The 22640-nt window shown below is 59.5% G+C and carries 15 protein-coding genes; all 15 read right to left on the reverse strand.

The window, feature by feature from the left end; translation table 11 throughout:
* Window positions 1-3 precede the first annotated feature (3 nt).
* Window positions 4-528 (reverse strand): type VI secretion system lipoprotein TssJ, encoded by a 525-nt coding sequence (tssJ, locus tag HBO05_RS03395; protein ID WP_169952899.1) that lies wholly within the window; start codon window positions 526-528, stop codon window positions 4-6.
* The gene (gene tssG, locus HBO05_RS03400; RefSeq protein WP_172311677.1) at window positions 509-1606 is read right to left on the reverse strand and encodes a type VI secretion system baseplate subunit TssG; all 1098 of its coding nucleotides are present in this window, start codon (window positions 1604-1606) and stop codon (window positions 509-511) included. Before tssG ends, tssJ begins: the two co-directional genes overlap by 20 nt.
* The gene (gene tssF / locus HBO05_RS03405; RefSeq protein ID WP_172311679.1) at window positions 1570-3339 is read right to left on the reverse strand and encodes a type VI secretion system baseplate subunit TssF; all 1770 of its coding nucleotides are present in this window, start codon (window positions 3337-3339) and stop codon (window positions 1570-1572) included. The genes tssG and tssF overlap by 37 nt, the downstream gene beginning before the upstream one ends.
* Window positions 3340-3363: 24 nt before the next feature.
* Window positions 3364-4941, reverse strand: coding sequence for a type VI secretion system protein TssA (tssA, locus tag HBO05_RS03410; RefSeq protein WP_172311681.1), 1578 nt, complete (start codon window positions 4939-4941; stop codon window positions 3364-3366).
* On the reverse strand, window positions 4938-8309 hold the full coding sequence (locus HBO05_RS03415; RefSeq protein ID WP_172311683.1) for an ImcF-related family protein: 3372 nt from the start codon (window positions 8307-8309) through the stop codon (window positions 4938-4940). Before HBO05_RS03415 ends, tssA begins: the two co-directional genes overlap by 4 nt.
* A gap of 9 nt (window positions 8310-8318) precedes the next feature.
* Complete coding sequence (locus tag HBO05_RS03420) at window positions 8319-9398, reverse strand: hypothetical protein (protein ID WP_262376868.1); 1080 nt, start codon at window positions 9396-9398, stop codon at window positions 8319-8321.
* Window positions 9399-9553: 155 nt separating this feature from the next.
* The gene (locus HBO05_RS03425; protein WP_038846786.1) at window positions 9554-9817 is read right to left on the reverse strand and encodes a PAAR domain-containing protein; all 264 of its coding nucleotides are present in this window, start codon (window positions 9815-9817) and stop codon (window positions 9554-9556) included.
* A 145-nt stretch (window positions 9818-9962) separates the two neighbouring features.
* Complete coding sequence (locus HBO05_RS03430; protein ID WP_172311685.1) at window positions 9963-10490, reverse strand: hypothetical protein; 528 nt, start codon at window positions 10488-10490, stop codon at window positions 9963-9965.
* Complete coding sequence (locus tag HBO05_RS03435) at window positions 10471-13110, reverse strand: N-acetylmuramidase family protein (protein WP_172311687.1); 2640 nt, start codon at window positions 13108-13110, stop codon at window positions 10471-10473. Before HBO05_RS03435 ends, HBO05_RS03430 begins: the two co-directional genes overlap by 20 nt.
* 30 nt (window positions 13111-13140) lie before the next feature.
* Entirely contained in the window at window positions 13141-15519 is a 2379-nt protein-coding gene (gene vgrG / locus HBO05_RS03440; protein WP_172311689.1) for a type VI secretion system Vgr family protein, read from the reverse strand.
* Between the two features lie 2 nt (window positions 15520-15521).
* On the reverse strand, window positions 15522-18191 hold the full coding sequence (gene tssH / locus HBO05_RS03445) for a type VI secretion system ATPase TssH (protein ID WP_170041193.1): 2670 nt from the start codon (window positions 18189-18191) through the stop codon (window positions 15522-15524).
* Between the two features lie 155 nt (window positions 18192-18346).
* A complete protein-coding gene (locus tag HBO05_RS03450; RefSeq protein WP_065952232.1) occupies window positions 18347-18838 on the reverse strand; it encodes an Hcp family type VI secretion system effector in 492 nt (163 codons plus the stop codon).
* A gap of 23 nt (window positions 18839-18861) precedes the next feature.
* Window positions 18862-20580 carry an OmpA family protein gene (locus HBO05_RS03455; RefSeq protein ID WP_170041192.1) on the reverse strand — a complete coding sequence of 573 codons (1719 nt, stop codon included), beginning with the start codon at window positions 20578-20580 and terminating at the stop codon, window positions 18862-18864.
* A gap of 7 nt (window positions 20581-20587) precedes the next feature.
* Complete coding sequence (gene tssL / locus HBO05_RS03460; RefSeq protein WP_170041191.1) at window positions 20588-21271, reverse strand: type VI secretion system protein TssL, short form; 684 nt, start codon at window positions 21269-21271, stop codon at window positions 20588-20590.
* Complete coding sequence (gene tssK / locus HBO05_RS03465) at window positions 21268-22623, reverse strand: type VI secretion system baseplate subunit TssK (protein WP_170041190.1); 1356 nt, start codon at window positions 22621-22623, stop codon at window positions 21268-21270. Before tssK ends, tssL begins: the two co-directional genes overlap by 4 nt.
* Between the last annotated feature and the right edge of the window lie 17 nt (window positions 22624-22640).

Below are 22640 nucleotides of genomic sequence, written 5' to 3' on the forward strand. Positions count from 1 at the left end.
GGTTCAGTCCTTTGCCAAGGGCCGCAGGGTCAAGCGATTATCCCCCAGCTCGATGACCCGAGCCCGATCCGGGTCCAGGTCATCACGGGTCAACGTCAGGCGCCAGGTGTTCAACTGGGTATCAGGGCTGCGAAACAACGCCACCACCGTGACGAACTGCGCGTCCTTGTCCATCGGCACATTCAACTGCGCGCCTTCCTCGGGCTTCACCACCACCGAGCGTTTGTCCAACAACGCGCTCGCCAGCAGTTGATTGTCATCGCCCAGCAGCCCGTCGTAGGTGGCCTGCTCTACCGCCTTGCTGTCGCGCAATTGATACACCCGCACCAGGGTCGGCACCGACAAGGCGCTCATGTCCGTGGCAGAGGTGTTCAACGCCGCGCGTGCACTGAAATCCAGATGCAGGGTTTTCACCTGCTTGTAGAAGATCGCCTTGGTAGTGGATGCCGTGCCATCCGCAACGGTCTGGGCCAGACCACACCCGCCGAGAGCCGCGAATATCACCAGACTAAAAACGGTACGCAACATGCTGTGTTTCCCTATTGTGGGGATTAATCGAAAGGCCTTGGTAGCGGCCCAGGTTGATCGTGAGAGTGTCGTGTTCGGCCACCTGCCAAGCATCGCTTCCCAAGCCCAGCACCCCGGTCATGCCCAACCGAATAGGGGCTTGCCCCAGCACCGGTGCGGGCAGGCTGTGCACTGGCAATGACAACTGCAGTTTCGCCGTGCAGCGCCACCCGAGGTACACGCGCAGCAGCACCAGCAGATCGCTGTACAACTCACCACAGGGCAACCAGCCGATGGCTTCCTGCGTGTCTTCTGTGTAGAGCGTCAGCCGCAGTTGGCTGTTGGCATCAAGGCCAACGCTGCCCAACGGCGTCCCCTGGGACAAGCTCACTGGACGTTGGCGGGAAAGGTTGGCCGGATGTTCCAACGCAATTTTTTGTGGCCAATGCGGGGTCACCTGCGCCTGGGTGTTGGGCGCCAGTAACTTGACCAGCGCGGTGATGCCCTCGGCATTACGTGTGGGCAGGCGCATCACACTGAGCAGGGCCAGAAAACGCGAGACCGGCGTGGCGATCTGCTGGGCGGTGCCAGGAATCCCTAAGCCGATCAGCCCCAACAGGCATTGCGAGGTGGCATCGGTGCCGCCTGCTTCGAAAGTCGCCGGGTAGGAATACTTGCGCCAGATCCGGTAGAACTGGGTGAAGATCCGGTGGTTGAAAATATCCAGGAAGGCTTCCAACGCTTCATGCCCTTCCCGGCGCTGCGCGATGTCATCCAAAAACACCGTCGGCATCGGCGAGTCGACGCCGTACAACCCGAGCAGACGAGTGCGTACTGTCGCCGGCCGTTCCGGATGAGCTACATCGGTTTCAATCGACTTCAACTCGCTGGCTGGAAAGCCCATACCCGGATCAGGCCGAAAGCGCACCGCATCATCAGCCGGGTGCGCGGTACTGCCCAAAGGCGGATGACCGGGCAGAGCCTGCTCCAGCAACTGGCAAAAGCGGTACAGGTTAGCCTCGGCTACTTGGTCCTGCAGGGCGTCGAGCAGGCCGCCGGCTTTCAGCCGGGAATACGCTGACTGTGGTTCTCGTTCCATCGCAGGCACTTTCCAGTAGGTTGCAGGATCAGCGTGAGCTGGGTGTACAGATGAATGTCGGCATACAAGGAGAAGAAGCGGTTGAGCATCTCGCCGAACAGGCTGATGTCGCCCTCCCCCGAAAAGCCATTGGCATCCAGGGTGATTTCGATATCCACCCCACGCAGCAGAAAGCCTTTCTCGAAACGCTGCACCAGGTGATGTTTGACCTCGCCGATCGCCGCCAAACGACGGCGATTCAGCTCACTGCCCGTCCAGTCATACAGCGCCAACGTCCCGCGCAGCACCTCGGCATTGTCGAGCATCGGCAGGAAGTTCGATCCCAGGTGACTGAGCACCCGCCAGTGAAAGCGGTCGCGGTTCGGCGGATAACACGGCAAGGTCGGCGCACACAGATTGCGCACGCGCAAACCGGCCTGGGTGGACTGCACCACCGTATCGAGCAAGGTGCTTTGCAGTGCCTTGCGCGGCAACTGGCCGTGGGTGCCGGTCAAGCGCAATGACAGGCTTTCACGCTCGCGCAGGCGGTCCTTGTCAAAACCCTCGCCGCCGAGGATCAACCAGGTGTCATGCAAACCATTCGCTGCGCGCTTCAGGCGCGTATGGAAGTAGCGTTCTGGGGCATCAAAGCGCAGCATGCCGCCCTTGTGACGAAAGCTGGTGAACGGCACGTAGTCCTGGCGCTCGGCGTTCCTCGACGCGGTGACCCGGTCCACCGAATAGATCTCCGTATGACCGTCCTGCAATCGCATCGGGCGTAGCAAGTAGTCGGTTTGCAAGGGCGCCAGGGTCAGCGGGTCGGCCTCTAGCGCAAACAGATTGATCACCGGTACCGCGTGCAGGCGGATGTGCTCGCTGCTCAAGTCGAAGTTGGCCGGCCAGGGTTCACGCAACACCACTTCAAGTTCGAACCAGGTCGTGCCAGGCGCAATCTTCAACTGCTCCAGGCCGCACAAGGTCACAAACATGAATTTTTCACGGAAACTGAAATATTCCAACAGCAACTGGTAACCGCTGAAGGCGCTGTCGCCCTTGGGCCACAGCCGGTCTTCATCGGCAAAGCCCTTGGGCGCAAAATGCGCGGTCAGTGGCTGGCGCTCGGTCTGGCCGGGCCAGCGCACATACATCGCTTGTGCATTCAGGGTCAGCGCCTGATGCAACGCGCTGGCCAGCGGCGTATCGGCATTCAGGTATAGCGGCAAACGGCTGAGGTCGATCAGGCTCCAGTCGGTCAACGCCCCACAGGCAAAACGCAGGCGCAACACTGAGCGACCATCCATTTCATGACCGCGCCCCACCGATTCCAACGCCAGCGGCCGCAGGGTCAAGTCCTGGGTGGTGGTGTAACGGCAACGGGTGCGTTGCGGGCCGATCGGTTGCGACAGCACCTCAAACCCCTGAGTGATCAACTCGCTACGTTTCATCTGCGTCAGTTCAGGCACCAGTTCAACCACCGACAGCGATGGAATGGTGCGCAGGTAATGCGGCCACAGCAGGCTGACCAGGCCTTCGGTCAGTTCCGGCAGGTCGTCGTCGAGTTTTTCGCGCAAGCGGCCCATCAAGAATGCGAAGCCCTCGAACAGGCGCTCCACATAGGGATCCTGCGCTCCCGGTTTGTCCAGATTGAGCTGCGCCGCCCGATCCGGGAACGCGTCCGCGAACTCCTTGCCGGCCTCGCGCAGGTAGCGCATTTCGGCATCGAAGTAGCGCAGTGTCAGATTGTCCATGTTCACAGAAAGAATCCTGATGTAGGAGGGTTAGCCGCAAAGCACTGCGGCGCGTACCGGATCGATGGCTACCAACGCCGCCAGCAAAGCTTCCATGCGCCGCGCCAGGTTGGGTTTGTCGGCGTCATTGCGCTGGGCTTTCACCCGCAGCAGTTTGAGCAGCCGCGCTTTGACCTCGAAATTCAGCTCGGGCTCCCACTCGGCCAAGGCGTGACGTTGCGCCGTGGCGTCCAGTTCGGCCAACAGATGGATGGCCAGGTCGCTCTTGCTGTACTGCTCGGCCACCCGCGCCATCAACAGGCGCAGCAACCAGCGTTGGCGCCCGGTGTGGATACCGGGGCGTGCGGCCAGCCAGGCCAGCGCCTGATCCACGCCGTCGCTGTCAGCCTGGGCCACGGCCTCGCGTTCCAGGGACAGGATGTCGGTATCGCCAGTGGTCGGTGCCGCCGAGGGTACGGGCAACCATTGCTGGGGCTGGTTGCCGCTGACGTGCTGGGCGATCCACTCGCGGGTGGTCTCATCGGCGAAGGGGCTACCGTCGCTCCAGCACAGCACCTCCAGACCCGGCAGGCGCTCAAGGAACATGCCCAGGTCACGCTTGGCGATATCGGCCCAGCGATCCTGCGGCGCGGGTTGTTTGCTCAGGGCCTGATACAAGAACCACTGCAGGTCCAGCCAGAAATGGTTCACGCCCTCGGCATAGATCCGCTCGACCTGCTCGATCAACTCCGACCAGTTCTGTTGCAGGTACAAACGTTTGAGCTGTGCCCGGTATTCACCGCGCGGCGGCGCCAAACGCGTGTTACCGTTAGCCTCCTGAGGGGGTGTCTGATGCACGGTGTCCCAACGCAAGCTCTTCATCAACCGATGAGCCGCCAGCCAACCCAGAGGCTGCTCACGCAGGTAGCCCGCCAATGCCCGACCGCTGTCCAATAGATCACGCCCGGACTTGATCTGCGGCGCTGGCGCATGCGCGGTTGACTCATGGCTGGCGGTGTTCTGCGGCACCAGCGCGTCCATGCCGCCGGACTGCGCCAGCCTCGCGGACAAGGCGGCATACAATGGCGCCAAATCAGGGCGCTGCTCCTGCGGCCACAGATTCAGTCCGCGCTCCAGCCAGGCCAGTGCTGCGGCAGTACGTTCGGCCTCGGCCTTGACCACTTCCGGGTACAGCGACAGCGTGTCGAGCACCTTGCCACCGGCCAACCATTCCAGGGCCATCTTGCGGCTGTTGGGGCGGATGGGCAGCACCGCGTCGGCAAAGCGTTCTACCAACGCCGCCAGCAGACTGAGACCATCGGCCAAGCCGACTTCGCCGTCCTTGTGCAAGCGTGCCCACAGGTAATAGGTGGCAACGCGCAGGTCCTTGCAGCTGTGGGTCAACAGCTTCTGCGCCAGTTGGGCGACCTGCTCGGCATCGGCGCCCGAGAGCTTGTTGACCTCTTCGCGCATGCGCTGGAAGTCATCGTCGTAGCCGGGGTCTTCGCCGACGGGGGAGTCGGTGCTGATGGGCTGCAACCAGGGTTGCCATTGGGTGGCCTGTTCGCGGGCGACGGACAACGCGTCGCGCTCGCCGAGGCAGCGGGCGATTAAGGTGCGTAGGCTCATGGGAAACTCCCGTTTTGCGCATAAGGCGTTTCGGCGGCGTTCTCGCTGAGAAATATCTGCCGGGGCAACTTGAAGCCCCTTAATTTGAGCAGGGCCAGCGGCCCGGCATCCAGCTCAGTGCGCAGGTGCCAGATCAGGTTCAAACCATCGGGCGCTTTGAGTACCATGCGGTAGCGACTGTCACCGTCGTCCAACGGCGTGACCTTGGCTTTTTCCAACAAGCGGATCAGGCCCCAGGTGCCGGGGTAATCGCCGAACAACCGCTCGCCGGCCAGCAGACTGGTCCAGCTCAGGCTGACGCCGGGATAGTCACTACGCCCCGGCCAGTTGAACCGTTGCCAACTCTCCTTCTGGTTGAAATACTGGTGCTTGTCGCCGTTTAGGATGAAGGTGGTTTGCACCACATCGCGCACGGGCTTGCCTTGCAGTTCAAAGCTCAGCCCCATGCCCCCATCGGTGTAGAGCACATCGGCCAGGTCGCTGAGCTGGTTGATGGCGGTCAGAAATTGCGGGTTGAAGCGCAGCCCTTGGCTATGGCGCGGATCAGCCACCCACCGGCTACCCTCCTTGCGCAACACGCCGCTCAATTGCCGCTGCAAAAACTGCTCGATGCGGCCGGAGTCTGCGCGGATCATCTGGCCCAGCATCGGTAAGGACGCATCGCTGGCAGTGGCTGTAAACGGGTAGCGGCTGGCGAAAGCATCGTCCCAATGGCTGACGATCGAGCGTTGCCACTGGCTGTTGATCCCTGCCGCCGACGGTTGCAGGACGCGTTGCCAGGCATGCTCCAGCGGCTGCACGAATAGCGTTTGCGCCGCCCCGCCCCACTCTGCCCCCAGGCTGGCGGCCATCAGGCTGCCGTAGGATTGGGTGTCGGTCAGGTCGATGCTTTTACCTTGAAACACGGTTTGCGCCAGTGCCTGGGTCATTTCCAGCGGATCGGCCGCCGTGCTGACTTGCTGCAACTTGAGGCGTACCCGTGTTACCCGCGTGAGGAATGCCTGGAGGCTCAAGCCATCCGTGCTGTTCTTGCCTTCGGGGCCTTTGCCCAACAGCGCCAGCAATGGGCCAAAGGTTGCGTCCAAGGGACTGCTGGGTAGGTGGGCCAGTTGGTCAATCAGCGGCGCCTTGTCCTGCCCAATCAGCTTTTGCGCGGACTTCATGAGCGAGTCGGCCAGCGCCTGGGTTCGGGTGCCGGCCTGACCGTGATAGGCCACGGTATTCATCAGCGCAATCAGTGGGGATTGGCGCACGTCGCTCATCAGCGTCAATTGGTCAATCACTTCGACGAGGCTCCCGGCCTGCTGCCAACGCAGGCTATTGAGCAGATCCAGCCAGGCACTGGCGTAGTCCTGGAAGTACCGTTCGGTGAGCCGCTCACGGAGCTGGTCCGGGCTCAAGCGGGTGTCGATGTCGGTGGGTTTGTCGCTGAGTACCCAGTCGATTTCCTCGCGGCGGGCCTCGGCGATCTCGTCGATGGCTTGGCGCACCTGGCCCTCCCAGGCCTGGCGGGTGAATACACCCGGCACGCTGGCATCGGTGGAGAACAGGGCCAGGCTATCGGTGTCACCCACCAGTTGGTGAAGGCCCAGGCCCGGGTAGTGATTGGCGGCATCATCGAGCAGTTGTTGGTACAGGCTGGCCTCGGCATTGCGTTGGCCTAATTGGCCGAGCAGTACCTGCCGGACTTGCGCGACCAGCCTGGGGTCGGCCTGGATGCGCCAGCCAGGGTTCGCGGCCAGGTGTTCGCCATAGAACCGCCACAGGTTGGGCGCCAGGCTTTGCCAAAGCCCTGGTGATATGCCTGTGCGTGTAGGCTCAACGTCGCTCAGGGTTGTGACCAGGAGGCTGGCATCGGCTTTTTCCGGGCGCGCCATCATCAAATAGGCTTTGAGCTGGGCGTAGGCATCGCGGGCACGTTCAGCACGTTCAGGGCTGTCCGGGGCCAGCCTGACCAGCGCGTTGAGCTGTTGGCGCAACGTAGCGGCGGCCGGGTCGCGGATCAGGCGGTTGTTGGCCTCCACATAACGTGGCCACAGCGTTTCAAGCAGTGCTTGATTTTGGTTCAAGCCAAAGCGTTGGTACCACGGAGCGCCGCCCTGGACGCGATCATCCAGGCGTGCCAGCTCGCGGACCAGTTCGTTGAGGGCCTGGAGTTGTTCGTCACCTGGCGAGGAGTGTTGCAGGGCAGTCAGTGAGCTGTGTATCTGGGCGATCTGCGCGCGGTTGCTGACGAAAGACAGCAGCAGACCCGCTCCCCATAGCACGGCCAATCCCAAGGCCAGCGCATAGGTGATCCGGTGTGCGCTCCAGCCCAATCGACGGCCACTGGCCGCTTTATCGTTGAGAACGCCTTGCCAGGCCGTATTCACCGGCCAAAAGTGTTCAAGCGTGCTCTCAACAGGCGGCACCGGCAGACTGAACCATAGGCCGCGTAACGGTACACCGCGGGAAAACGCGCCCATTAGCGGCGTTAGTACCTGGCGCCATCGGGCAATGCCCTCGGCCTGTAAATCGCGGGACAGCCGCAGGAGGAAGTCATGGGTCACGGCATCGTGCATTTGCGCAAGGCCCGCACGGCGCAAGGGGTCGAGCAAACTATCCAGACTGTTTTCTAAAACCAAGGGAGTGACACGTGATGGCAGCAGGCAGCCCACGGGCTGGCTATCGCGCTCCTCCTGAGACCATGCACTGTCGCCGATCTGCCACAGGTGCAGCGGCAACTGCCAACGCAACGCACGGGCCAGGGTTTGCAGGCGACGGGCACCGGCGCTCATCGCGGCGGCATCGGTGCATTGGTCTTTGCTCAATGCCCAGACCACCCCATTGAGCGCACGCCTGCGGCACAGGCCGCGCCACTGCAAAAGCAACGCGTCTTGCGGTTTACCTTGGATGCTACCGGCCCACAGCAGCACGGTGTTTTGCCCTTCCAGCCAACGCTGCTCGCTCAACCCTGGGGCAATCGCCTCAATCTGCTCAGGCTCACCGACCACCAATAAGAGTCGAACTTTGCGCCGCCAGAAGAAGCCATAGCGTTCTCGAAGATAAGCACCATTGGGAACGGCACTTTGCGCAACCTGAGCAACGTGAGATTTAGGACGGGCCGCTTGCGGCTGGAGGTTCTTTGCGTCCTGCTTGCGATACGCCGAACGCCCCAGCTCACGGCCCAGCAAGTGGTAACCCAGCAGAAACAGCACCACTATCAACGTGGTTGCAGCGATCGCCAGCAGCCAAAAGGACTGGCGTTCGCTGCCAGGCTGAATACCCAACCAGTCCGGGTAGCGCCATACCATCACCCCCAGCAGCGTGCCAGCCAACAACAGCATGCCAGCCAGCACCCAGAAGCCTACAATGCGTCGAAACTGCATTCGAGATCCCTATTTCGAAAGCGGCAGCACAGGCGTCATCGCTGTGCTCCAGAGCCCTGCATCAGTGCAGCCGCTCCCGCTGAAAATAAACTGCGGCCCAGCGCCGCCCTGCATGGTTTGTGTTGCAGCGGCAATGGCCAGCCACGGTGCGGCTTTGCCTGAGTAGCCCAGCGATATGTCCAAGTCGTGGATTCCTTGGTCACGCGTCACCGACATGGGCACCTCACTCAGTACGGTGTTTATCGCCGCGTGACGTTGTGCCTCTATTCCTGCCCGCCAAACATGGCGCACCGATGTCGCATCCACCGGTCCCCAGTTCAAGGCTTGCGTCACGGCGTAGTGCAACGCTTCAGTCGATGGTTGCTGTTCAAGCTCCGGTCGATGCAGAACAGCCACAGGAGGCAAAGTCGTTTGCGTCAAACGGTTGCCAAGCAGCAACCCCACTACCACCTCACCTGTTGCCTCGGGCTGCTTCGGTGCGAAGTGCACTGCAATCACCAGCAGCAGTGCCTGATCGTCGTTACACTCATCGAGCCACTGGTCCAGCGCGGGCAAACCACACCCCTCCAAGACGACGAGCGTTTGACGGATACCCGACTTACGCAAAGCCTGTTGCCATACACGGTCCCATGCGCGATCCAGCAAGCCGCTCTCGACCTCCAGCAACACTGCCAGCGGCGTTTCATCAGGCAACTGCTTCAATGACGGCGCCAGTTCGATAAACAACTGCCCCAGCGTGCGCAGCAATGCAGGCTCGGGGTCTTCATTTACATCGCCAGCCAAACGGCTATGACGTAGCGTTACGCTATCCCGTCGGGCGGGTTGCGCCTTTAGGGCTTTGATACTCCCGAGCAACGCATCCATCTGTGCTGCAGGGCTTTCGTCCGGTTTGCGCAAGGCTGTATGCAGGCTTGCGCTCAATACCTCCAGTGAGCGCCGCCCTTGGCGAACTCTCTGCACCAAATCATGCTCACGGGCCTCATTCCAACCATCTGCCGCGTGTTGCTGGCCGAGATACAAGAGCACCCTTGCGGAACTCAGCACACACCAGCCCATAAACGGGATGCCCAAGGCCAATCCCCAGAACATAGGCGGCTGCTGGCTTACCGGTGCAGTACTGAACAGCAGCGCCCCCCCTCCCCCCGACAACAGGAAGAGCACCAACAGACCAAGCCACCGCCACATACGAGGACGGGCCGGCCGAAGCGCCAGGGCCGGTACCTGGTCCATCCTGACTGGCATAGTTAGCTGGCACCTGCAACGGGCAGCGATGAAATCAACGTACAGCCACAGGCACAGGCGTGCCCTTCAAAGGCAATCGGGATGCCGTTGTCACGAAAGACCGGGTGGCCCTCGGAGATTTCAGTACGGCCATGGCCTGGGATCGGGCAGTCCACGGGGTCGCCTTCGCGGGCGACGCCGATACCGCCGAATTTCATGGTGGTGGAGCCGGAGAGAACTTCACCTTCACCAGTTGTTTTGTCGCCTATGCGGATGATGCCTTTCATGCAATACACCTCTTTTAAAAGACCAATAAAATAAGTAAGTTGGAACGCAAACTTTAGACCCAACAAACCCACAAAGTTAAAAATCAAACTTCCACTTAGCACACCCTTCCCACGAATTTATACACCCGTACGCTTAAATACAAAATCACTTAGTTACACACCCCAAAGCATCGTCGACATCACACTCCAAGTGGGAAATAACTTTCTCAAGATCGTCTACATATATTTTCCCACATGACACTTGCGCAGCCGAATTTTTAGATGTATCAAAAACCACTACTCCTGCACTTCTCGCACCACCTCCAACACCTTCACCATCGTAGTTACTATAAAGACCATACACATAAGAGCCGATGTTAAATTTAATTAATTTGTAGTCAGCCTGATAGCGAACAAAGTGGTTCGACTTGAAAGCATCAAAAACAAAACCCTCCTCAGGAAAAGCAAGCTCTATATTTTTTTCTCGACCAAAGCGATACTGAACTCCAGACAACGCCCCATCAATATAGTTTGGACAGAGTGCAAGGTCTCTTCCTCCGCCAACTTGACACTGAAATAACGCGGCCCCGCCATCACAAATTTTTTCCGGCATTGCCCATACTGGGCCAGTCCAGAGCATTGAATAAAAACAGAATAAGGCCTTAACAAATAAATCATAAGCCTTTAAGCACATTATAGTTATCCCTCATCTTTCGATCATACCCTTTTTGAGCAGGGCCATTATATTTAAGAGCAAATCTTAACCAATCTTTTCTTACAATCGCCGAAGACAGTACTGCATCAAATTTTATAAAACTTACGAATGCCTTTAAGTGATTTTTCTCAGAACAATTAAGGTCTCGTACAAATTCTTCAACAGAGGAATATCCAGCGTTGGAAAAATATCTCCCCATAATTTGAAAACGCCCCCATGACGCGGATTTCAAAGCCTCACTAGCACTCAATCGATAGGCCCTAACCATCTTCCCATATTGTGCTGAGTGGAGGCCATAACCACCACTAACAGGGGATGATATATCCGGATCCGAATGATCAAACCGACCACCTGTTAACTGATGAAAGTAGTGCCGCTCAAACAATATAGTTGCAACCTTATCGTCCTCCGCCTTCGTAAAATAACTTCCTAAAGAGCCTGTCTCTGTAATTGCGACAGCCTTTATTGCTTCGACTTCACAACCAAGCGTAGCCGCCGCCAAAACAAAATCACTTTCTTCAATCACCGAGCCGTCATACAACTCCAAGAACCTCAGTTCCGTTTTAATGCCATTTATAAAAATTTCCGGGTGCTTCTTTACGTTACTAAACCATCCCGCCAGCCCCACCGGATGAAAGTGATAGACCTTCCCATCCACCGGCAAACCAACCTTATCCGCCACTTCTCCCCACCAACTAAGCTGTTTGATCCGCTCCTTCTCCGCCAACCAGTTAATATGCGGAGTCGAGCCACCATGACCAAAAATCTCATCTAATCCATCCCACTTTTGCGGTTTGTAATACCACTCGCTCTCGCAACAGATAATTAACCGCGAGATCGACTGGGCGTGCGCAGGTATTCGAATTGCCGCTTGTATTTCCTCCGCGGTCATTTTCTTATTGCCATCACGATCAATGATGTGGCATAGCCGCTCCTTTATCGGCCCTGAGTCCCCCGCATCAGCTAACGCGCCATAGCGTTGGAGTTGCTGATCCGTGAAACGCTTAAGTGATCGAAGGAACGCCGCCATAAAGGCAGGTGCAGAGGTATAGTCCGTGATGACAGCATAGTCTTGCCATTCCCATGGACTGACCCATGGAGTAACGCCCACTTCCTCGCGCACCCAGCCATTCAATAGCTTGTTGTCGGTATCGTTGAGAAGCTGATTAAGGCGATACCAGTTGTAAGCCTTGCGCCCTGCCATTGCAGGCACCGTGATTTTCTCTGCGGCAGGCAAACTATCAAGCAAGCTTTTGGGAACCAACAAATCGGTACCGCTTACCGCATCAGCCGTACTGAAGGTAGGTAGTTGTTTGGCATTGAAATGGTCTTGATGGGCCACAACGGCAGTACCCTTGGCAAGCTTCAGCCAAGGCTTACTCGTAGTGGGCAAACTCAACGCCCACTTGCGGCAGTCTTCGATGAATTTTCCCACATCATCTTCACTGAACACCTCAAGGTGCAGCTTCTGTTCCGGCCTGTCAGCGGCATAGTCCTGGTACCATCCGATGTGGCCGATCATCTCTCCAGCCTTGATGGGCAGCGGTTCACTTAGCACATGTACGCCGTCATACTGGGGGACACGCAGACTTTGTAGCGACTTGATATAGACGTATTGAGTGATGTGCTCCAACTTTCGAAATTTGCCCTCACCATTGACCTTGACTTGGGTTCCGGTCGGCAGCTTTTGGCCAATGGTTTTACTTTGAACCGTCGGATCGACATGAACGTTCAAATCACCCTTGAGGCGATACTCTCCCTCCCCAATAGATTCTAGGCGGTCGAAATCAACGTACCCAAGCAACGAGCCGTCTTCGTTCTGCAGATAACTTGGCCCCGTGGAGCTTTCCAGTTTGCGGAAATCACCTTCGCCGCTGACCGTTACCTGTGCCCCTTTCGGCAGAAGATCGAGTACTTTACCTTGGTGCGCCCGATGACGAACATTCAGTCCGTACTGTTTGGGAGTCCCGGCACTTACATCTTTCGCGGTCTCCGGAACGAAACAAATTTTACTCTCCGGCCAAAAGGAAGGTCGGTCAATGGTTAAATCACTTTCGTAGGTCGCCCCGTCCTGCAAGTGCATGTACAAACTGTAGAAAAATAGACTGCGAGGAGGAGACTCCGTCTCTCCCTCAATCGCAGGTGGCTCAAGTCGGTGACGGACGAGTACAAAGTTACGAGAGTAAGGCTTCATCAAATGCAGTTTATTGACGACATAAACTGTTTTTGCTGAGTTCCGATCAATACAGTAGGCCACCACCTCACCGTCGGCGATACAGTGCACACTGGCTTTATCTAAACTGCTCAACGTACCGCTGTCAAAATGCACACCGCCATGCCAAAGACCGCCCACTCCCAGCGGGTATGAACCCGACGCTGCATTGGCCAGCTGCGTTAGTTGCTCTAGCGGATTGCTCTTTTCCTTGAACGGGTGGCTCCAATTTTTTATTGCCTCAGGTCGCAACTTGGCAGTCACTGGCCCCATATTTCGGAGCCGCTTTCCATCCGGCGTCAAATAGAGCGGCTCCTGCGAACCCTCCGATTTCGAATCACTGGGGCTAAATATATTGGCAAGCCGTTTGAAAACACCATCAACCATGGTGCGCTCCCTCCTGGTCACGAAAAGAAGTCATCCCGAGAAAACCGTCGAACTCAAAGAGTCAGCGTCATACTCAGTCACCGGGGGAAGTTGTGGCATCTGCGCTACTTGTTTGGCAGCCCCCACCACGTACTCGTAGCTCGCCGACTTGACGATGTAATCCCCTTCGGTGCCCGACTCGATGCTGAACGGGTCCAAGGTGATGTAGCTGCCGCCGGCATTGAGGGTGATTTTCTTCTTGGCCGTAATGCGGATCTCGTCCTCTGTGCTAGTGACCTCCAGCCCATAGCGTGCCATCAACTCCAGTTTGTCGTTCTGGGCCTGGATGCTCACCGCGCCCTGGTTGGCAATCAGCTTGATGCCCAGCTTGCGCACAAATACGCTTAGCCCCTTCCCCACGCCCATGCACAGGCGCCTGACCACACTGATATCGGCCTGGCCGCCAGCGTTGAGCATCAGGTTGTGCTCAGCGGCCAGTTGCAGATGCTGGCCGCTGGTCAGCGCGATGCCCTGGGGGGCGCTGAGCAGCAGCACCGCCGATTTGAGCTGTTCCAGGTTTTGCTGCAGCAGATTCAGTTGTGCCTGCACATCCGCCGGATCGGCCTGGCTGGCCTCGGCGTCCACCGAGAGGGCCTGCAACTGCTCGCCGGCTTGCTGCAACCGGCCCACGGCAGCAGTCATCTCCAGCATCGGCCCCTGCGCGCGGCGCTGGGCGTCGGCACTGATAAACAGGCCTTTGCCGCCACGGATCGCGGCATGCCCATCGGTGCGCAGTTCCGCGCCCTCCCCGCGAGGCTGGCGCTCGGCATCCACCAGATGGCCGAGGTTGAGCTGGCTCTTGCCGCTGTGTTCGGTGCTGAGTTTGAGGTGCTCCTGCCCGCGGGTGTCGTCCATGCGCAGCTTGTTGTTGGCCGGGGTGCGCAGCACGTTGCGCTTGTCGTTGCGCAGGGTAACGTGGTCCACGTGCTGGCTGTCGTGCAAAGCATGGGCGATGTAGGGGCGATCCGGGTCGCCTTGCTCGAAAGCGATGGCTACCTCGGTGCCGGCAATCAGCGGTAAATGCAGGCCATGGGTGTCGCCGGCGTAGGGCCGGGCCAGGCGTAGCCAGACGCTTTCCTCACCAGCCTTCCAGCTGTCGCGATCGAACAGGAAGTTCACCCGGTAGCGCCCTTCCAGGTCGATATGGGCGTAGGGGTCGTTGGCCTGTGGGCTGGTGATGCGGGCCGGGACAGTGCCGGCGATTTGCGGTTTTTCCTTTAGTTCTGGACGAAAGCACACCGTTTCTGAATAGGGCATGGCCTGGAGGTTGGCCTCAAAGCTTTGGTCGCGGGCGGCCTTGGTGGTCAGGCCGATGATCACCGCACCCGGCGTGAAGGCCTGGGGCGCACCGCCGGAGACCTTGAGCACCTGGCCCGGCGCCAGGGTGGCGCTGCTGCTGATGCCGCTGAGTTGGGTCTGCCCGTTCAGGTAGCGTTCGTGGCGCAGACGCGCATAGAAGTAACCGCTTTCGCCTTCCAGGTCTTCGTCCTGGGACTGCGCATCGCCGAGTACGCGGTAGGGTTCGGCGTAGTGGTAGGCCTCGCCGTAGGTGGTGGTCGCGCCCCGGCTCTGGTCGATTTCACCACTCAGGTGGGCGCCGGCATCGCGGTGGTGGTAAGCCCGGAAATGCACCTGCTGTTCGACCACTTCGTGGCTCGATTGCAGTTCCCACACCGCATCCTGGCCGCTGCTGCCCAGCCCGGATTGCGGCCGAAGGGGCAGTTCGATGTCGAATTGGTAGAGGCGTTGATCGTCGCAGAACTCGACCACATCGATGCCCAAACGCTCGTCGCTGGTGAAGCGGTACCAGATGCCGACCTCGGCCAGCAGGCGGGCAATAAAGGCCAGGTCGCTTTCGCCGTATTGCATGACCTGTTCGCGCTTGGGGTAGTCGCGTTTCAGGCTGAACAGAAAGTCCTGACCTTCCAAGCCGTGGCGGTTACGCAAGATGCTTTCGACGATCTCCGGCACCGATTGGTGCTGGTAGACGCGAAACTGCCGGCCACGACCGAGCAGGGCCAGGCGCGGCTGCAGGGTGATCGCATAGGTGGCCTGGTCATTGGAGCCGGACTGGCGTTTGAAGCCGGTAACCACACCCTGCAGGGTGCGCAGCGGTTTGACCTCAGGAGCGCTGAACCCGGCGACCGGCAGCTTTTGCGGTGCGGCGTGCAGGCTGAAGCTGGCGTCCTGGCCGAGCATACTTTCCGCAGCCAGGTCACGCTCGGTGCTGGTGAATTCCACGCAATAGGTGAAGGGTTGGCTCAGGTGTTCTTGACCTTCAAAAGCCAGAACATCGAGCCTGGCCTCGACGTTGCGCACACTCAGGGTGTGCCGGCTGTGGTCGAAGAAGTTTTGCAATCCATTAAGCATGCTCACACCTCCAGGGCAACGGGCTGAGCCGTGTCTTGAACATCGATGAAATGCAGGCTGATACCGTCATCCTCGCTGTAGCCGAGGCGCACGCCGTGGGTGCGTTGCTGCGCCGCGCGGCGCTCCAACAGCTGTTGACTGAGTACCGGCAGGATCTGCTCGTTGAGCAGGCTGTCGATATTGCGGGCGCCGGAATCGGGTAGCAGGCAGGCGGCAACCAGCGCGTCATTCAGAGCGTCGTCAATCTGGCACGCCAGGCCGTAATGGCGTTGCAGGCGCTTGGCGACCTGGGCCAACTTGATCGCCACGATGCGCTTGAGTGCGTCAGCTTGCAGCGGGCGATAGATCAGGGTCTGAAAGCGTGCCAGCAACGCGGGTTGGAAGTGCTCACGCAGGATGGGGCGCAGCAGTTCATGCAGCACGCTGTCCGGTGCGTCAGGTTGATCCTGTACACAGGTTTGCAGCAGGTCGCTGCCGAGGTTGGAGGTCATGAGAATGACGGTGTTGCGAAAGTCGATCTCTCGCCCTTCACCATCGCGCATGAAGCCGCGATCAAAGACCTGGTAGAACAAATTCAATACGTCGCGATGGGCCTTTTCCACCTCGTCGAGCAGCACGACGCTGTAGGGCCGTTGGCGCACGGCTTCGGTGAGCACACCACCCTGGCCGTAACCGACGTATCCGGGCGGTGAGCCTTTGAGTTGGCTGACGGTGTGGGCTTCCTGGTATTCGGAAAAGTTGAGGGTGATCAGTGATTTTTCGCCGCCGAACAGGCTGTCGGCCAGGGCCTGGGCGGTTTCGGTTTTGCCCACGCCGCTGGTGCCGACCAGCAGGAACACGCCCAGCGGCGCCTTGTCATCGGTGAGGCCAGTTTTGGCCGCGCGCAAGCGCTGGGCCATGGCACTCAAGGCCGACGTCTGCCCGATGACACGCTCGCCCAATTGCTGCTCCAGCATCAGCAGGTTGGCCTGTTCGTCCTTGAGCAAGCTGCCCAGGGGCACCCCGGTCCAATCGGCAATGACTTCCGCTACGCTACGCGCGTCGACATCCAGCGACAGAAGCGGCTGGTTGCCCTGGACATAGTTCAACTGCCGCTGCAACTGCGCGCAGGTCTCCCGCTGCAACGGTTGCGCTTGACGCGCATCGATCAGTTGCTGGGTCAGGTCAAGTTCTTGCCGATATTGCTGCTCCAGGTCGATGTATTGGCGTTGCAGCTCGGCGTGTTGGGCGGCAATCACCGCCAGGCGTTCATTGGCACCATGCCCGCCAAGGCGCTGATCCTGTTCCAGCGCCTGGCCCTCCAGCTCCAAGGCCACTTTCCGGGCACTCAGGCGGATCAACGCCTGCGGTTCGCAGTCCAGGCTCATGCGCACTCGGGCGCTGGCGGTGTCCAGTAGGTCGACCGCTTTATCGGGCAACTGGCGACCGGTGAGGTAGCGGCGCGACAGGCTGACCGCAGCCTGCACGGCCGCATCCTGAATGTGCACGCCATGATGAGTGGCGTAGCGCCCTTTGAGGCCACGCAACATCAGGCTGGCGTTGGCATCATCCGGCTCATCGACCTTGACCATCTGGAAGCGCCTTTCCAAGGCAGCATCGCGCTCGAAGTACTGTTTGTACTCGCTCCAGGTGGTCGCAGCGATGGTGCGCAACTCACCTCGGGCCAAGGCGGGCTTGAGCAGGTTGGCCGCGTCGGCGCCGCCAGCCTGGTTGCCGGCACCGATCAGGGTGTGGGCTTCGTCAATGAACAACAGCACCGGTTGTTCGGACTGTTGCACGGCGTCGATCACGTTTTTCAGCCGTTGTTCAAACTCGCCTTTGACGCCTGCGCCAGCTTGCAATAAGCCAAGGTCAAGGGTGCGCACACTGACTGATTTGAGACTGTCGGGCACCATACCGTGGGCGATGCTCAACGCCAGGCCTTCGACCAGTGCGGTCTTGCCGACACCGGGCTCGCCCACCAGAATCGGGTTGTTCTTGCGACGGCGGCTGAGGATGTCGATGACCTGGCGGATTTCGTCGTCACGGCCAAACACCGGGTCGATCTGCCCTTGCGCTGCCTTGGCAGTGAGGTCGTGGGTGAACCTGTCCAGCACCGCCTGCAACGCCTCCACTTTTTTCGTTGCGCTGGGTGGGAGTATGGCGAGCTCACCTGAAGACGTTTCGGGATCGCTTGGCTCGACTGCCCCCTGCACTTCAGGGCGTTCCTCGGACGATTGATCCAACAGCACCAAGAGGCGCTGCAACTGAGCCTCACTGAGGCTGAGCAGTGGCCATGCGGCTTCACACACCAACAAGCTGGGCGTTTCCATCAACGCGCTCAGCAGGTGTACGGAACGCAAGCTGTCGTTGTTGTCGTCCAGCGAGGCCCGCAACCAGGCGTTTTTGATCAGTTGCTGCAATGGCTCCGACAGTTGCGGCTTGCTCTGCACGCTGCGAGGTAGTTGATCAATGTGTTCAAGCAGCCCGTACCACAGCGTCTCCATATTCCATTCGTAACGACGCGCGATCACGGTCAGGTCACCGTCTCCCTGCCCCAGCAACTTGAGCAGCCAGTGTTCAATGGTGATCTGTGCGTGCGCACGGTTTTGGCACAGCGAGGCCGCTGCACTCAATGCCTGGGCGCAGTAGGGGTTGAGGCGGCGAAGCAAGCGAGTGGAATTGGGTGCCATACGGTTACATCCTTGTGCGGGGATCAGGGTGTGTCGTCGATAAAACCAGCCGGGGTTGTGCAACTCGATGTGTTTGGCTGAACGCCCGCGAACGGACGCTCAACCCAGCACACCGGCAGCCAGCAGGCGAAAGCACGCCTGCGGCTCCGTGCTTATCACGCGCTTTGGCGTTCGTTCCACGAATCGGAGTGGATGATGTTGCCGTCCTTGTAGGTCCAGGTGACCTTTTCGTAACGCAACTCGACCTGCTCCAGGTGATTGTGCTTCTCTTTGGCTGGGTCTTTGACGTCGTGCATTTTCGGTGCGACTTTCACCACCTTGACGTTTTCCAGTTTGGTGATGAAATACTCGACTTCTTCCCCGGCGTCGTCGATGCGATACCACTTGAACTCAGCACTCTTGAGGGTTTGCCCGGTGGTCACGGCCTTGTAAAGGTAAGGGCTGGACGAATCGATTTCCTTGGAAAACAGAAACGGGGTATGTACGCGCGTCCCGGTCAACTTGCCGGTGTTGTTGTCGGTGGGGATGTACAGGCTGTGGTCCTGGGCAACCACTTCGATGCTGCCTTCGCGCTTTTGCACGTCCACCGAACCTTTGATGCTTGCGCCGCCGTCGTCTTGCAGCCAGAGGTAAACGGGAATTGCCATGTGAAGCTCCTTTTCTTGGAAATTTAACTGTCGCGGGATACGACAGGGGGTTGCCTGTCCGGCTCCGCGGTAGAGAGCACGCACGCCCCTGCCTCCGGTACCAGACGGATATCTACGCGGCGATTGGCTGCACGCCCCGCTTCGGTGTCGTTACTGGCGATCGGCTGGCTGGCGCCGAAGCCCTGCACCGCAAAACAGCTGTCGGGCATGCCGCCCATCTGCTGCATCCAGGCATGCACGGCGGCGGCACGGGCGTGAGATAGCCGAAGGTTGTTATGTGAGTCGCCGGTAGCGTCGGTATGCCCGGCGATCACGATCAGCCAGCCTGGCTGCGCCTTGATGCCGACCAGCGCATTGATCAGGACTTTGGTCGAATCCGGCTTGAGCTGGGCGCTGCCGGTAGCGAACAGCGACAGGCTGTCCAGCCGTACGGGGTTGGCAATTCGCGTGGGCGGTGTGGTCGACGGTGGCTCAACATGCGCGGCCAGCACTGCCAGCAGCGGGGCGCGCAGGCGTTCGCCGCGATACAGGCCCAGGCCGAATGCCAAGGGCACGCCGTGCCGGTAGTAAGCGTCCAGGCGCTGGGCATCCTGGCGAAGGACGGTCACCGCGTCTTCACGCCAAAGAAACCCGCGCTGCTCACGCTGAGTCGGCTGTGGAATGGCCGCATAACGCCGTAGATCGTCACTGACCTGACGCACCAACAAGGTGTTCTGCCACGCTGAGCTTGCGAGTGCGACTACACCTGCGACGGCGAATAACCACACTGCTGCAATGCTTGCGCGATGTACCGGGGAGCGCAGCGGACCGAGCGGGAACAGGCTGAGCAACGCGTCCGGGAACGGCAAGACCGCATCCGTCACCACCGGCCTGTTGTCAATCAGCGCCACTTTGCTGCGTAACCATTGCTGCCACAGGCTCCCTTTCACGGCATAAGGCAATGCCGGCACCAACTTGACTGCGCAGATAGTTGCCAAACCTGGAGAGCTGCGAGTGCCGAGGTGTGGCAGCACGGCGTCATGCAGCCAGGCCACAACGCTGTTCAGCTGCACACTCGCGTGCATCCGAGCCGCCTGTATGGACGAGCCAGTGATTTGCTGCTGCCACTCATCCAAACTGACGCAGGCCCCCGCATCACGCACACGGGCCTCGGCCTGGCCGTTGTTCCAACTGAACCAAGGCTCCTCGCCCTGCAAGGTTTGCAGGTAGCTCACCAGCAACAGCGGCAGCGCAATGCCGCGCTTGCGTGCCAAGGCCACCTGGTGATTGAAGGCACGCACTTGACCGGCGAGTACCGCGCCATCGCTATGGGCGCCGGGGTTGACGGTGAACATCACGCCAAGTTGCCCTCCCCAGCCTGGGCGCAAGGCCAGGACGCTATCGGTGACGACCGGCAGCTGCTTCAGGCTGGGCACGCGCACATAGCAACCTTGCTCGGTGACACGCAGGGCCAAATGCTCGGCTGGAACAATGCCGAATAGGCCCTCCAGGCCATCACCGCAAACCAGCACGACGGGGTGACGGAACGACGCCGCAGGCAGGGCCATGTTATCGGCCAGGCGTACCGACCCGCGCTGCCGTTCGACACGGTGACGCAGCGATACCCAGGCCCACGCAACACAACACACGGCTATCAACACGCCGAGGGCACGTACCCATATCGCGAGCGGAATGATGGCCAGCAAAGCCAGGACCAGTGCCCCTGCCCACAGGTAAAGTATTCGATACAGGTTGAAGGTCATCTGGCCCTCACGCCTGATCAGGCAAGAGCGAGGCAATTGCGCCGCTCAATAGGTGATCCATTCCCCACCATGTGGCCGCAAGCAACATCCCCACGGCCACTACATGGACCAGAGGTGAGCGCAGCCAAGCCAGGCCTGCGATCAGCTCACTGCCGTTCGCCTGGGTTATCAGGCTTTGACTGACCCGAAGTGGAATGGTCCGTGCACTGAGGTCAACCAATAACTGCTCACGCTCGGGATCACTCAGATCACGATAGCGCCCACGAAACCCCAACATCAGTACCCGTTGAAAGGCCGTCAGCACCTGCCGATCGGGCGCAGGCTCGCGCAAGACGTCGCGCATGTCCTCGTACAGAAACTCGCCCGCCTGATGGCGATTAAAAAACTTGGTCTGCAACGGTTCGCTGGCCCAGGAGGCGTGCGCGTCACCTTCGGCGCAAGTGAGTACGGTTTCATCCAGCAACGCGCACTGAGCATGACTGATGTGGTCTATGCTGCGTTGGCTCAGACCCGCCAGTTTCAACTGCTGCCGAACGTGTTCAACCTGCTCAACACAAAGTTGCGACAGGTCCTGGCTGCGCGGCACGGAGGCGCCTTGGCGCAACTCGACCACCAACAGGTAGGTGTCCTGCAACAGCGCATCGATATCCACAGCCACTGCTGTGTGTTCTTTGGAAGCCGTCAGGTTCATGAGCGCAGCACCGCAAACAGTTCAAGTTTCACGTCGGCCAAGGTGCTTGGCACATAGAAAGCGCATACCCCTTCGTCCAGCACCGCCTGCCCCTTTGAATGATCAAGGTCCAGCGCGAAATACTGGTTTTCCAGACGCAATGGAATCGCCGCCGGTACATGGCTGAGGGATTGCAGCGGAATACCGTCGAGCGCCGCGTTGACCAGGTAATTGACCTCGTCCGGCGTACCGATCTTGCACAGACGTGGGAACTGGTCCTGCAGCTGCGCCGCCGGTAGTCGGCAGCGCACCGACAGATAGAAATCAGCACCATCACGCTCGCGCAGCCGAGGGTCGTTCAACGTGACCTGCCAGCGATTGGCGCCATGCTCCTCCAGCTCCAAAGCAATGACCCGCGACGGCAGGCTGGCTTCAAGCAACAGGGAAATGGTGTGCATCAATGGTGGGAACACCGTCTCCAAAGACTCGTGCCGGTAAGCTGGAATCTTGTCGATATCGTGCTCCAATGAGAACGTCAGCAGACTGCCGGCCAGCTTTATCAACTGCTGATAGACCTGCTCGGGGTGCCGTGCGGGAAATGCCTGAAGATCCGCCAATACCGGCTGATAGGTATTCAAGGCATTGAGCAACCAGAACAGCGATACATCAGCCACAGCAAAGTCGGCCATGCGCTGGTTGCTTTCCCGGCGCATGCCCATAAGCCGTTGCCGCTTGGCCGATAGCTGCGTCAACAGGTTGTCCAACTGGTTCAACAACCCTGCATGGGCAGCGAAGCTCAATAGCGGCGGCACATAGGCAGGATCCAGGCTCCAGGCGCCCTGCCCATCACGCACCAGACGCGCGACCGGGCACGTCAGGTAATCAGCGTTGTCGTCACTGTGCAGACGCAGGCTAAGCGCGTGCTCCAGCACACTGATCGACTGCACCTCGTCGGCATAAATGTCCTGCACCTCGCGCCACGACTGGCGATAGCGCATCGGTCGATCAACTCTGCCGCCCTCAAACAAGCAGTTGTTGCCGTTGGCCTGCTCCAGCGGCAAGGCCAAATGCAACAACGCTTCCTGATCATCGTCAGCCAGTAACTGCGCCAGCTCCAAGGCAAGAGGCAGGCGGTCCACCTGCTCAGTGTCAATCCACGTACCATCCGGCATTCGCACGCGCAGTCGAGTCGCCTTGAGTTTGCCCAGTCGTAAAGCCTCCGGGTCAAACTCAACGGCCTGGACACCCCAAGGGTGCGCCAGGGTCAGTTGAGCGAGCCGCTCGTTAGTCCAAGCCTCCCAGCGCGCCTGCTGCTGGAATTGCTGCGGACACAGCAACGCCCCGGCGGCCCATAGAGGGCGATCGATCTTCATGGCATCGTTTCCCTACG

Origin of the sequence: Pseudomonas sp. WS 5079 (assembly GCF_012985465.1) — a bacterium.
Lineage (GTDB): Bacteria > Pseudomonadota > Gammaproteobacteria > Pseudomonadales > Pseudomonadaceae > Aquipseudomonas.